Below are 11995 nucleotides of genomic sequence, written 5' to 3' on the forward strand. Positions count from 1 at the left end.
GTTCCCACTACAACAGGAGCTTGCCATGCCACCACTCGACCACGTCGCCGCGCCCGCCACCACCGCACCCCTGCGGCAGATCCGTCAATTGCCAGGGCCTTTCGCCCTGCCCATCATCGGCAACGCGCTGCAAGTGAAACTGCCGCGTATCCACCGCGACGTGGAAGGCTGGGTGCGGCACTATGGCCCCTACGTGCGTGCCTGGTTCGGCCGCACCCTGGTGCTGGTGGTGGCCGACAGCGAAGCCGTGGCGGCCGTGCTGCGCGACCGCCCGGACGGCTTCCGGCGTCCGCTGTCGAGCTATATCGTGTCCGAGGAAATGGGCGGCAACCCCGGCCTGTTCCTGGCCGAGGGCACACAATGGCGCAACCAGCGCCGCATGGTCATGGCCGGCATGGCGCCGGGCGCCATCAAGGCGTATTTCCCCGCACTGGTGACGGTGGCGCAGCGCCTGCAGCGGCGCTGGCATCTTGCCGCCACGCAAGGCCAGGCGATCGGCCTCGATGGCGACCTGAAACGCTACACGGTCGACATCATCGCCGGCCTGGCCTTCGGCACGGCAGTCAATACGCTCGAATCGGGCGAGGACGTGATCCAGCGCCACCTGGACGCGATCCTGCCCGCCGTGGCGCGGCGCAGCCTGTCGATGCTGCCGTACTGGCGCTACTTCAAACTGCCAGTCGACCGGCGCCTGGACCGCGACGTGGCAGCGCTGGACGTGGCCGTGGCCGACCTGGTGCGGCAAGCGCGTGCCCGCCTGGAGCGCGATCCCGCGCGGCGCGTGCGCCCGCCCAACCTGCTCGAAGCCATGATCGCCGCCGCCGATGAGCCCGACAGCGGCGTGGACGACCGCGCCGTGGCCGGCAATGTACTGACCATGCTGCTGGCCGGCGAAGACACGACGGCCAACACGCTGTCGTGGATGATTTACCTGCTGCAACGCCATCCGCCCACCCTGGCGAAGGCGCGCGAGGAAGTGCGGCGCCTGGCGCCCGACGTGGCGCACTTCACCCTGGCGCAAATGGATAGCCTCGACTACCTTGGCGCGTGCGCCAGCGAAGCCATGCGTTTGAAACCGGTGGCGCCCTATATCCCGCTCGAAGCGCTGCGCGACACGGTGGTGGGCGACGTGGCCGTCCCCGCCGGCAGCCTGCTGTGGTGCGTGATGCGCCACGACAGCGTCTCCGATGCGCACTTCCCCGATGCGCAGGCCTTCCAGCCCGAGCGCTGGCTGGAGGACAGCAGCGAGGCCAACAACAAGCGCGCCGCCATGCCCTTCGGCGCCGGTGTACGCACCTGCCCCGGCCGCTACCTGGCCTTGCTGGAAATCAAGATCGCCATGGCCATGCTGCTGGGCAGCTTCGACATCGCCGGCGTCGATACACCCGATGGCGGCGAGGCGCAAGAACTGATGGGTTTCGTGATGTCGCCCATCGGCCTGACGATGCGCCTGGCGCGGCCGCAGTGATACCATGGGGGAAATCATACTCACTTGAGTTCCCCCCATGACAATCCGCCCGGAATCGCCGCAGCAAGCCGACGTGCAAACCCTGATCGCCGAGCTTGATGCATATCAACAAACCCTGTATCCGGCCGAGTGCGTCTATTCGCTGGATCTGGCGTCCGTGCCGCCGGACAGCTTGCTGTTTGCCGTCGCCCGCGATGCTGCGGGCACGGCGCGCGCATGCGGCGCCATCGTCGTCACGCCCGCCTTTGGCGAGGTCAAGCGTATGTACGTGCACCCGGACAGCCGCGGCCTGGGCCTGGCCAAGCGCCTGCTGGCCCTGCTGGAAGAGCAGGCGCTGGCGCGCGGCTGCCGCTTGCTGACGTTAGAGACGGGCATCCACCAGCCCGCCGCCATCGCCCTGTACGCGCGCCACGGCTATCAACAGCGCGGACCGTACGGCGACTATCCCGACGACCCATTCAGTGTCTTCATGGAAAAACCGCTGCAGGTGGCTGCATGAACGCGCCCACCGACAGCTTGCTCGACATCCGCGCACGCCTGCGCGCCTTTGCCGGGGAACGCGACTGGGACCAGTTCCACACGCCGAAAAACCTGGCCATGGCCCTGTCCGTGGAAGTGGCGGAGCTGGCCGAGCACTACCAGTGGCTGCCGACGGGCGCGGATGCGGAACTCGACGATGCAAAGCGCGCGGGCATCCGCCACGAACTGGCCGATGTGCTGATGTACCTGGTGCGCCTGGCCGACAAGAGCGGTGTCGACCTGCACGCGGCCGTGCTGGAAAAGATGGTGCTCAACGCGCAGAAATACCCGGCGCAGCAGGTGCGCGGCGACGCGCGCAAGTATAGCGCGTACTGATACACCCATCCGTGCGTGGCTGCTGCCTAAAAAGGCGTAGCATCCAGGCATGCGTATTCCTCTCTCCCTGCTGCTCGCCTGCCTGCTCCCTGGCTCACTGTACAGCGCTGTTGCGCTGGCGCAAACCGCGCCCGTGCCGCAAGTGAAAGTGGATGCCACGCGCGACCCCGTGGATAAATCCTACCGCAAGATGCTGCAGGGCGTGGACCGCTTCGAGCGCGACCATGCGCTGGCGCCGCAGGCGGTGCTGCGTTTTCGTTTGCTGCCGCGCCAGCCTGGCGTGGACATGACGGGCGTGCAGCTGCGCATCGCCGGCGATACCGTCAGCATCCCCTTGCCCTTGGCTGAGGACAACAGCTTTGCCCCCGTGCGCAACGCGCAAGCCGCGCGCGAAGATGCCGTCCTGATCGCCAACCGCAAGGCTTCCAGCATGAGCTGGCGCGCGCAGGTCATCACGCCCGGCTTGCCGCCCGGCACGCGGCGCCTGGGCGACCTGCGCCTGGAATGCCGCGCCGGCATGGATTCGGGCCTGATCTCGAACGACCCGCAAATCATCGCCTGGCTGTCCAGCATGCTCTACAGCACAGACAAGGTGTGTTCCGAGCCGGATGGTAATTATTTGTTTTTCACGGAGCGTCCCCTGTTCGGCGTCACCCTCGTGCATGGCGAACGCAGGGTTACGCTACCGCTCACCATGCTGTACGCGGGCGGCGAGCAAACGCCCGCCTCACTGCCCTATTGCGATTGCCAGGTGCTGCTCGACCGCACGTATTACGCGCCCCTGTGGGACGCCAGCTGGCCCGACGATACCTTGCTGGAATTTACTTACATGGACGAGGTGGCGCCATGAAATGGCTCAGTGTCTTCGCGCTGGTGCTGCTCGCCGCCTGCTCCGGCACGCGCGCCTTGCAGGCAAGTAAGAATGTGCCGTACGCCACCCTGGAACAGACGGTGCAGCCGGGCAGCAGCACGCGCGAGCAGGTGCGCGCGGCGCTGGGAGACAGCACGGCCATCCGCTTCGACAGCGGCAATGAAGTGTGGATGTACAACTACCCGGCCGCCGCCGGCGCGCAGGGCGAGTATGTCATTTTGTTTGGCGGGGATGGGGTGGTGCAGAAGGTGCGCAGCGGGGAAGTGTACCGGGTACCGAAGTAGCTCCCGCCAGCGTTGCGCTGGCGGGATGATGGTCTTAGCGTGCCTTCAGCAAGGCCCTTGCCGCCACGCCCGCACCCACGCTGCGGCCTACGCCGGCAGCCTTGCGCTTGGGCGACGCCTTGAGTTTGAAAATGCTGATCGACTGGGCGACGCTGTCGGTGCGCAGCGCCAGGCTGGTGGCAGCCGCAGCGGCCTGCTCCACCAGCGCCGCATTTTGCTGCGTGATGCCATCCATCTGGATGACGGCCTGGTTGACTTGGCCGATGCCCTGGTTCTGCTCGCGCGTGGTGGAGGAAATCTCGTCCATCACTTCCGTCACGCGGGCCACCGAGGCGATCACTTCCGCCATGGTGGCGCCCGCATTGCTGGTCAGCACGCTGCCCGCATTCACGGTAGCGATCGAATGGTCGATCAGATTCTTGACTTCCTTGGCCGCAGTCGCCGAGCGCTGCGCCAGGCTGCGCACTTCACCGGCCACGACGGCGAAGCCGCGGCCATGCTCGCCCGCACGCGCCGCTTCCACGGCCGCGTTCAAGGCAAGAATGTTCGTCTGGAAAGCGATGCCGTCGATCAGACCGATGATGTCGAGAATCTTGCGCGACGACGTACTGATTTCATTCATCGTGGTGACCACTTCGCTGACGATGGTGCCACCCTTGGACGCGACGCTGGATGCCTGCGCAGCCAAGTCGTTGGCCGTGGCCACGTGGTCGGCGCTGTTTTGCACCGTGGACGTCAGTTCTTCCATGCTGGCCGCCGTCTGCTCCAGGCTGGACGCCTGCGATTCCGTGCGGCTGGACAAGTCCATATTGCCAGTGGCAATTTCCGCCGTCGTGACGCGGATATCCTCGAAGTTGGCGCGCACGTCGCCGATGATGCTGTGCAGGTTGATGTTGGTCTGGCGCAAGGCCGCCATCAATTGCCCCATATCATCATCACGCACCTTGTCGATGACGCCCGTCAAGTCGCCACCGGCCATCTTGCGCGCCATGGTGATGGCGTCGCCCAGGGGCGCGACCAGCGAATTGTGCAGATGAGCCCAGAAATACAACATCAGTGCGACGGCTGCGGCGGCAGCGCCGCTGAGCCAGCTGCGCGTTGCCGTGCTCGTGTCGCCGTCGATATTCCAGACGGCGCAGCCGAGGATGGCCAGCACCACGCCAAAGACGATGCAATGCAGGGCCAGGTCTTGCGACAGGCTCAGCTTGCGCCACTCGGCCAGCTTGGCGACCCAGCCCTGGCGCACGACACGGCCATTGCGGAATGCCAGCCTGGCGGTGTTGCCATCTTTAAAACTTTTATACAGGGCTGCCGCTTCGTTGATCTGCTCGCGCGTGGGCTTGGTACGCACGGACATGTAGCCGATCGGGCAGCCGTTCTCGATGACGGGCGTGATATTCGCAAAGACCCAATAAAAATCGCCATTCTTGCAGCGGTTCTTCACCATGCCGGTCCATGGCATGCCGGTCTTGATGGTATCCCACAGGTCGGCAAACGCTTCGGCCGGCATATCGGGATGACGCAGAATATTTTGTGGCGCACCCAGCAGTTCCATTTCTGAAAAACCGCTGACTTCAATGAAATACTGATTGGCGTAATTGATGTTTCCCTGTAAATCCGTGGTGGAAACAATCGTCATGCCTTCATTTAATACGTATTCATTTTGCGTGATAGGCGTATTGACCCGCATCGTCGCTCCTCTATTTTTTTTCAACTAGCATAACAAAAACATAAAAACAATATACCACATCAAGCACCAGCGATATATCGCCACGGCGACAGTGACACGGGTCAAACAATTTAACAAAAGTCAATTTATTTATATTTTAGAATTTACTTTAACCTAACTTGATTGACTTTATTGAAATTCAAAGTTTCAATAGGATGCAGCATGAATAATTAATTAAATATTATTTATTGTTATCCAGCGCGATAAACAAGCCGCCTACGCCGCTTAAAAGATGGAAACGGCAGGCCAATAGGAAAAATGCATGGCACAGCCATCCGCGTTAGTAACGCAGCAACAAGGTTCATTTCTTGAGGGGGGGAAATAAAAACTGGCGCGAACGCGCCAGTGGGGGATATGTCTCCAATCCGCGACACAGGCGCCGGGGCGCCTGTGGGGATGGCTTACTTAAATGATTTACGCGGCGGGGACTTCGGACGCGGCGGCGCAGGTTTACGCTCCGTCGTGCCGTCATCGAGGCTGATGCGCAGTTTCTGACCCGAGACCACGACCGATTTCAGGTGGTCGAGGATTTCCGGCGGCATGCCTTCCGGCAGGTCCAGCACGCTGTAGTTGTCAAAGATATCGATGCGGCCGATATGCTTGGCTTCCAGGTTCGCTTCGTTGGCGATAGCGCCGACGATGTTGCTTGGCGTCACAGCGTGCTCACGTCCCACTTCGATACGGTAAGCCGTCACGCCTGGGCGCGGACGTTCCTTCTTCGGCGCGCGCGGTGCTGGTGCCAGCGCTGCGTCGCCCGCGTCGGCCGGCGCATCCTTGAACGCTGGCGCGGACTTGGCGGCAAACGGCTTGCGTGGCGCGGCTGGCGGCGCCAGATCCGGCGCGTCGCCATCGCGGCTGATGCGCAATTGCTGGCCCGCGACCCATACGCTTTTCAGCTGGTCCAGCAATTCCTTCGGCATGCTGTCCGGCAAGTCCAGGACGCTGTAGTCGTCATAGATTTCGATGCGGCCGATGTTTTTCGAATCGATGCCCGCTTCGTTGGCGATGGCGCCCACGATATTGCCCGGTTTAACACCATGCTGATGACCTACCTCAATGCGGAAGGTTTGCATGCCGGCGTCGGCAGGACGGGAGATGCGTTCCTTTTTCGGGAAGGCCGGACGTTCGCCCCGTTCGCTGCGCTCGTTACGCTCGAAGCGCTCGCCCCGTTCCGGACGGTCGTTGCGCTCAAAGCGGTCTTGGCGCACAGGACGGTCGTCTTGCCAGGTGGCTTGCTCGCGCGCCTTGTTCTTGTCCAGCAACAGCGGCACATTGCCACGCGCCATCTTCGCCAGGGCGGCGGCGATTTCGATGGCGGGAATGTTCTGTTCGCGTTCGAAATCTTCGATCAGCGACTGGAACTGTTCCAGTTCGCCCAAGGCCAGGGTTTCGCTGATCTGTTCCTTGAACTTGGCGATACGCACGTCGTTGACGGCCTGGATCGTCGGCAGTTCCAGCATGCCGATCGGCTGGCGGGTCGAGCGTTCGATGGCTTTGAGCAAGTTCTTTTCACGCGGGGTGATGAACAGAATCGCTTCGCCGCTACGGCCGGCACGGCCCGTGCGACCGATACGGTGGGTATAGCTTTCCGGATCGTGCGGCACGTCGTAGTTGACGACGTGGCTGATGCGCTCAACGTCCAGGCCGCGGGCGGCCACGTCGGTAGCCACGAGGATGTCGATCTTGCCGTCTTTCAACTGCTGGATCGTGCGCTCACGCTGCGCTTGCTGGATATCGCCATTGATGGCGGCAGCCGAGAAGCCGCGTGCCTGCAGTTTGCCGGCCAGCTCTTCCGTACCCAGCTTGGTGCGGGCAAAGATGATCATGCCGTCAAACACTTCCGCTTCCAGGATGCGGGTCAATGCGTCGAGCTTGTGCATGCCCGAGACCAGCCAGTAGCGTTGGCGAATGTTGTCGGCCGTGCCCGTCTTGGCGGCGACCGTCACTTCGGCTGGATTGACCAGGTAGGTGGTGGCGATGCGCTTGATGACGGAAGGCATGGTGGCCGAGAACAGGGCCGTTTGATGGCCATCCGGCGTTTCTTTCAAGATGCGTTCGACATCGTCGATAAAGCCCATGCGCAGCATTTCATCGGCTTCGTCCAGCACCAGCGTTTTCAGCTTGGACAGGTCGAGCGACCCCTTGTCCAGGTGATCGATGACGCGGCCGGGGGTGCCGACGATGACGTGCACGCCGCGGCGCAAGGCCGACAGTTGCGGACCGTAGCTTTGGCCGCCGTAAATCGGCAGCACGTGGAAGCCGGGGATGTGCGCGGCGTACACCTGGAACGCTTCAGCGACCTGGATGGCCAGTTCGCGCGTCGGTGCCAGGACCAGGGCTTGGGGTGAGCTTTGTTTCAGATCAATGCGCGACAGGATAGGCAAGGCGAAGGCGGCGGTCTTACCCGTACCTGTTTGCGCCTGGCCCAGCACGTCGCGGTTAGCGAGCAACAATGGAATCGTGGCCGCCTGGATAGGCGACGGTGTTTCGTAACCGACATCCTTGAGCGCGCGAATCAGCGGCTCGCTCAGGTTAAGGTCGGAAAATAAGGAAATTGGTGTATCAGACATGAAATCACTCACAAGTTCGCTCGAATCGCCCAATGCGAAAGAGTGTATCTGCTAGTTTACTCTTTACTGGACCTTACCGGGTGGCCGCATGCCGCAGAACGCCGTTTTTTGCGGCATATGGACCGAAAAAAGGCAGAAAAATCGGTGATCCGCACGCAATTGCCGCGTGATTTTGCCAACATTAAACGATACACAACAATGTGCGGCCTGCGCCTGTTCCACGCGGCAACAGCAGCGGCGGGCACCTCTAAACGATGGCGCCCACCCCGTATCAGGTGCGCAAGAACTCCAGCAAATCCTCGTTCAGGCGGTCCTTGTGCGTCGTCGCCAGGCCGTGCGGCGCGCCCGCATACACGAGCAGTTTGCTGCCGATGATGAGCTCAGCCGTGCGCCGCGCCGAGGCGGCGATGGGCACGATCTGGTCATCGTCGCCATGGATCACCAGGGTCGGCACGTCGAATTTGGCCAGGTCGCCGGTGAAATCCGTTTCCGAAAATTGCTTGATGCACAAATAGGCGGCCGGCATGCCGGCCTGCATGCCCTGCCGCCAGAAGCTGTCGCGCACGCCCTGCGACGGCTTGGCGCCGGACCGGTTGTAGCCATAGAAGGCCTCGCTCAAGTCGCGGAAGAATTGGCTGCGGTCCGCCTGCACGCCGGCGCGGATGGCATCAAAGGCGGACAGCGGCAAGCCCAGCGTGTTGTCCGGCGTTTGCAGCATCAGCGGCGGCACGGCGCCCACCAGCACGGCGCCCGCCAGGCGCTGCGTGCCATGGCGGCCGATATAGCGCGCCACTTCGCCGCCGCCCGTCGAGTGGCCCACCAGGGTGGCGCCCGTCAAGTCCAGCGCCTCGATCAGGGCGGCCAGGTCGTCGGCATAGGTATCCATGTCGTTGCCGTCGAAGGGCTGGCTGGAGCGGCCATGGCCGCGCCGGTCGTGCGCGATGACGCGGTAGCCGTGCGAGGCCAGATAAAACATCTGGTCTTCCCAGGCGTCGGACGACAATGGCCAGCCGTGGCTGAAGACAACGGGCGGGCCGCTGCCCCAGTCCTTGTAGTAGATCAGGGTGCCGTCGGCGGTACGCAGGGTATTGCTCGATTGCAAGTCAGTGGCAGTCATGGAACGCTCCTTGTCGGTGGACCAGAAGCCATTGTGGCCGCAATGGCGCGCGCACGCCGCGCGCTACGCCAGAGCATTGCGGTAGAGTAAGATTGCCGCTGCTTTGCTTTCCCGTATTCACTTTTGGAGTCGTCATGCGTTTTCCCATCGTCCTCGCCGCCAGCCTGTTCAGCACGGCTACCCTCGCCCAACCGCTCGTTGCCGAAGCGCCCCTGCGCGCCCACCTGTCCTTCCTGGCCGACGACTTGCTCGAAGGACGCGGCACGGGCCAGCGCGGCGGCGACCTGGCCGTGCGCTACCTGGAAACGCAGGCAGCCGTGGCCGGCTTGCAGCCACTGAAAGATGGCACGTACCGCCAGGCGCTGACCATCGTCGGCAGCAAGGCCTTGCCATCGAGCACAGTGACCTTCAGCGCGGGCGGCAAGACGCTCGCTCCCGCCTTCGGCAAGGACATCGTCTTCGGCGCCTCCAACGGCCAGCAGACAGTGGCGTTCGACGCGCCCGTCGTGTTTGCCGGCTACGGCATCCGCGCCCCGGAAGAACACTGGGACGATTTCAAGGGCGTCGACCTGAAGGGCAAGCTGGTGATCATGATGGTCAACGATCCGCAGCCGACCGCCGCCGAACCGAACCGCTTTGCCGGCAAGTCCCTCACGTATTACGGCCGCTGGGTCTACAAGTACGAGGAAGCGCTGCGCCAGGGCGCCGCCGGCGTGCTGCTGATCCATACGACGGCGTCCGCCTCGTATCCATGGTCGGTGCCTGCCAACGGCTTCGGCCATGAGCGCTTCAATCTGGCCGGCGCGGGCAATGCGATGGAAGGCTGGCTGCAGGAAGACATGGCGCGTACGCTGTTCCAGGCCGCTGGACAGGATCTGGACGCCTTGCGCGCGCAGGCCGAAACGCGCGCGTTCCGCCCCGTGGCCCTGAGCGCGACGGTCAAGGTGCAATTGAACAGCCAGATCCGCAGCATCGAGCAATTCAACGTGGCCGGCATCGTGCCGGGCACGGACCCGAAACTCAGGGACGAAGCCGTGATCTACTCGGCGCACTGGGACCACCTGGGCAAGGATGACGCAGGCAGCCAACGCGCCGGGCAAAGCGACCATATCTACAACGGCGCCATCGACAACGCCTCGGGCGCGGCGGCCCTGCTGGCCATGGCGCAAGTGGCCGTGAAACAACCGGCGCGGCGCACGCAGATCTTCCTGTGGCCGGCCGGCGAAGAAACGGGCATGCTGGGCAGCACGGCCTACACGCGCAAACCCCTGTGGCCGCTTTCGAAAACAGCCGCCGACCTGAACCTCGACAGCATGAACTTCGTCGGCAAGACGCATGACATCGGCGTGGCCGGCGCCGAGCGCAGCAGCCTGTACGCGAGCGCCGCCAAGGTGGCCAAGCGCATGGGCCTGCGCCTGGCGCCCAGCATTCCCGACCTGTCCGGCGCGTTTTACCGGGCCGACCATTTTGCGTTTGCCAAGGCCGGCGTGCCCGCCTTCAACGTGGGCTCGGCAGTATTCTCCGGCGACGGCGCGTTCGACTTCGTCCAGGAACCGACAGCGTCCGGCGAGCGCCTGGTCGCCTTCAAGAAGGATTATCATCAGGTCACCGATGAATACCACCCGTCGTGGGACTTGTCGGGCATGGTGCAGCAGGCGCAGTTCACCCTGAACCTCGGCTATGCAGTGGCAAACGACAAGAACTTGCCTACTTGGAACAAGGGCGAAGCGTTTGGCAAGGTGAAACGCTAGGCAGATAGCGGTGAATTAACCCGCAAAACAAAAAAGGCCGGGGTCAGACCCTCAGGGTCTGACCCCAGTATTTGCCGTTGGGCCTGGTAAATCAAATTGCCATGATGCGTTTCAGGTCGACGAATGCCGTTTCATACAGGTGCTGGAACGCGCCCACCATGACCTCTTCCACGCCCTCCGCCGCGTCGAACTCGCCCGACCATTCCGCCACGCAGGAAGTGCCGCCCGGTTCGCCCGTGACGCGCAGGGTGGAACGGTAGTTTTTGACGGGGATCGGGCCCGAGACGATGGTGTAGCTGTAGCTCTTGTCCGCTTCGCTGTAGCTTTGCAGGCGTTCGGCGATGATGGCGCCGTCCGTGGTTTTCAGGCGGCGCACGCGGCCGCCATGCTCGGACAGGCTGGTCTTGATGGAGCTCGACCATTCAGCCAGCGACTGGAAGCCGCCGATAAAATCCCACACGCGTTCGGCGCTTGCCGCCAATGTTACAGAAACAATTACTTGGGCCATCTTTAATTCGGTTCCTCATCCAGGTTTGCCGGGCGCCGCGCCCGACCGGCCGGAGTTGCCCGGCACAGCCGCTATTTTAGCGCCCATGCGGCTTTGCTGCTGAATCGACAGCGCTTGCCGCTCTCCCGCTTACAGATTTTCTGACAGGAAAATCAAGGAATTGCCGTGCGCGTGGGCGGCGGCGCGCTGCTGGTAGCTGTCGCGGTGGGTGCAGTTGAAACCGTGCTCGGCGCCCGGGTAGATATGGATTTCCACGTCTTGCCGGTCTTCGAAGCGCTCGGCGATCTTTTGCACGGCGTCCGGCGGGATATGGCTGTCCTGTCCGCCGAAATGCATGAGCAGCGGCACCGTGATCTGGTCGGCCAGGTCCAGCTTGTTCTGGATGCCGCCGCCGTAATATGCAATGGCGGCGTCGACCAGGCCGGCCGCAGCCGCTTGATACGACAGCCGGCCGCCGAAACAGTAACCGACCGAGGCCAGCTTGCCCGTCACTTCCGGGCGCGCGCGCAAGGCGGCGACGGTGGCGGCGATATCGCTCAAGGCATGTTCGTTATCGGTGGCTTGCATCAGTTCCACGGCGCGCTTCCAACCTGCTTCGTCATAGCCCAGCTCGATGTGCGCGCCCGCGCGCCAGAACAGGTCGGGCACCAGCACCACATAGCCATCGGCCGCATACTGGTCGGCCACGGCGCGGATATGCTCGTTGACGCCGAAAATTTCCTGCAACAGGATGATGGCGGGGCCTTTGCCGATATGCGGCACGGCCAGGTAAGCCTGGAAGCTGCCGGCCGGGCCGGCGATATCGATCCACTGCGAAGTCGTGCTCATAGAAACTCCAGTCT

Annotated in this window: 11 protein-coding genes; 6 read left to right on the forward strand and 5 right to left on the reverse strand. The window is 63.1% G+C overall.

Features of this window, described 5'->3' with window-relative positions; all coding sequences use genetic code 11:
- Positions 1-25: 25 nt before the first annotated feature.
- The 5 genes from ACQ4WL_RS24710 to bamE are packed head-to-tail and all read left to right on the forward strand — an operon-like array spanning position 26 to position 3478.
- Complete coding sequence (locus ACQ4WL_RS24710) at positions 26-1468, forward strand: cytochrome P450 (RefSeq protein ID WP_436512107.1); 1443 nt, start codon at positions 26-28, stop codon at positions 1466-1468.
- Positions 1469-1505: 37 nt separating this feature from the next.
- Positions 1506-1967, forward strand: coding sequence for a GNAT family N-acetyltransferase (locus tag ACQ4WL_RS24715; RefSeq protein WP_436512108.1), 462 nt, complete (start codon positions 1506-1508; stop codon positions 1965-1967).
- Positions 1964-2323, forward strand: coding sequence for a nucleotide pyrophosphohydrolase (locus tag ACQ4WL_RS24720; RefSeq protein ID WP_436512109.1), 360 nt, complete (start codon positions 1964-1966; stop codon positions 2321-2323). Before ACQ4WL_RS24715 ends, ACQ4WL_RS24720 begins: the two co-directional genes overlap by 4 nt.
- A 49-nt stretch (positions 2324-2372) precedes the next feature.
- Positions 2373-3173, forward strand: coding sequence for a hypothetical protein (locus ACQ4WL_RS24725; RefSeq protein ID WP_436512110.1), 801 nt, complete (start codon positions 2373-2375; stop codon positions 3171-3173).
- On the forward strand, positions 3170-3478 hold the full coding sequence (gene bamE, locus ACQ4WL_RS24730; RefSeq protein ID WP_436512111.1) for an outer membrane protein assembly factor BamE domain-containing protein: 309 nt from the start codon (positions 3170-3172) through the stop codon (positions 3476-3478). Before ACQ4WL_RS24725 ends, bamE begins: the two co-directional genes overlap by 4 nt.
- A 34-nt stretch (positions 3479-3512) precedes the next feature.
- Here the strand turns inward: bamE and ACQ4WL_RS24735 are convergent, their stop codons facing one another.
- The 3 genes from ACQ4WL_RS24735 to ACQ4WL_RS24745 form a co-directional block, all read right to left on the reverse strand.
- A complete protein-coding gene (locus tag ACQ4WL_RS24735) occupies positions 3513-5168 on the reverse strand; it encodes a methyl-accepting chemotaxis protein (RefSeq protein WP_436512112.1) in 1656 nt (551 codons plus the stop codon).
- A 440-nt stretch (positions 5169-5608) separates the two neighbouring features.
- Positions 5609-7777 carry a DEAD/DEAH box helicase gene (locus ACQ4WL_RS24740; RefSeq protein WP_436512113.1) on the reverse strand — a complete coding sequence of 723 codons (2169 nt, stop codon included), beginning with the start codon at positions 7775-7777 and terminating at the stop codon, positions 5609-5611.
- Positions 7778-8048: 271 nt separating this feature from the next.
- Complete coding sequence (locus tag ACQ4WL_RS24745) at positions 8049-8894, reverse strand: alpha/beta fold hydrolase (RefSeq protein ID WP_436512114.1); 846 nt, start codon at positions 8892-8894, stop codon at positions 8049-8051.
- A 134-nt stretch (positions 8895-9028) separates the two neighbouring features.
- Between ACQ4WL_RS24745 and ACQ4WL_RS24750 the strand changes: the two genes are divergently transcribed.
- Positions 9029-10645 carry a M28 family peptidase gene (locus tag ACQ4WL_RS24750; protein ID WP_436512115.1) on the forward strand — a complete coding sequence of 539 codons (1617 nt, stop codon included), beginning with the start codon at positions 9029-9031 and terminating at the stop codon, positions 10643-10645.
- A gap of 91 nt (positions 10646-10736) precedes the next feature.
- Here ACQ4WL_RS24750 and ACQ4WL_RS24755 read toward each other — a convergent pair whose 3' ends face one another.
- Both ACQ4WL_RS24755 and ACQ4WL_RS24760 read right to left on the reverse strand, forming a co-directional pair.
- The gene (locus ACQ4WL_RS24755; RefSeq protein WP_436512116.1) at positions 10737-11153 is read right to left on the reverse strand and encodes an SRPBCC family protein; all 417 of its coding nucleotides are present in this window, start codon (positions 11151-11153) and stop codon (positions 10737-10739) included.
- A gap of 129 nt (positions 11154-11282) precedes the next feature.
- A complete protein-coding gene (locus tag ACQ4WL_RS24760) occupies positions 11283-11981 on the reverse strand; it encodes a dienelactone hydrolase family protein (protein WP_436512117.1) in 699 nt (232 codons plus the stop codon).
- Between the last annotated feature and the right edge of the window lie 14 nt (positions 11982-11995).

Source organism: Janthinobacterium kochi (assembly GCF_051380715.1).
In the GTDB taxonomy this organism is placed as follows: domain Bacteria; phylum Pseudomonadota; class Gammaproteobacteria; order Burkholderiales; family Burkholderiaceae_D; genus Janthinobacterium.

Coding starts and splice junctions, on each gene's coding strand:
- ACQ4WL_RS24755 (WP_436512116.1), bottom strand. CDS start 11,153: ATGGCCCAAGTAATTGTTTCTGTAACATTGGCGGCAAGCGCCGAACGC.
- ACQ4WL_RS24735 (WP_436512112.1), bottom strand. CDS start 5,168: ATGCGGGTCAATACGCCTATCACGCAAAATGAATACGTATTAAATGAA.
- ACQ4WL_RS24750 (WP_436512115.1), top strand. CDS start 9,029: ATGCGTTTTCCCATCGTCCTCGCCGCCAGCCTGTTCAGCACGGCTACC.
- ACQ4WL_RS24740 (WP_436512113.1), bottom strand. CDS start 7,777: ATGTCTGATACACCAATTTCCTTATTTTCCGACCTTAACCTGAGCGAG.
- ACQ4WL_RS24725 (WP_436512110.1), top strand. CDS start 2,373: ATGCGTATTCCTCTCTCCCTGCTGCTCGCCTGCCTGCTCCCTGGCTCA.
- ACQ4WL_RS24715 (WP_436512108.1), top strand. CDS start 1,506: ATGACAATCCGCCCGGAATCGCCGCAGCAAGCCGACGTGCAAACCCTG.
- bamE (WP_436512111.1), top strand. CDS start 3,170: ATGAAATGGCTCAGTGTCTTCGCGCTGGTGCTGCTCGCCGCCTGCTCC.
- ACQ4WL_RS24745 (WP_436512114.1), bottom strand. CDS start 8,894: ATGACTGCCACTGACTTGCAATCGAGCAATACCCTGCGTACCGCCGAC.
- ACQ4WL_RS24720 (WP_436512109.1), top strand. CDS start 1,964: ATGAACGCGCCCACCGACAGCTTGCTCGACATCCGCGCACGCCTGCGC.
- ACQ4WL_RS24760 (WP_436512117.1), bottom strand. CDS start 11,981: ATGAGCACGACTTCGCAGTGGATCGATATCGCCGGCCCGGCCGGCAGC.
- ACQ4WL_RS24710 (WP_436512107.1), top strand. CDS start 26: ATGCCACCACTCGACCACGTCGCCGCGCCCGCCACCACCGCACCCCTG.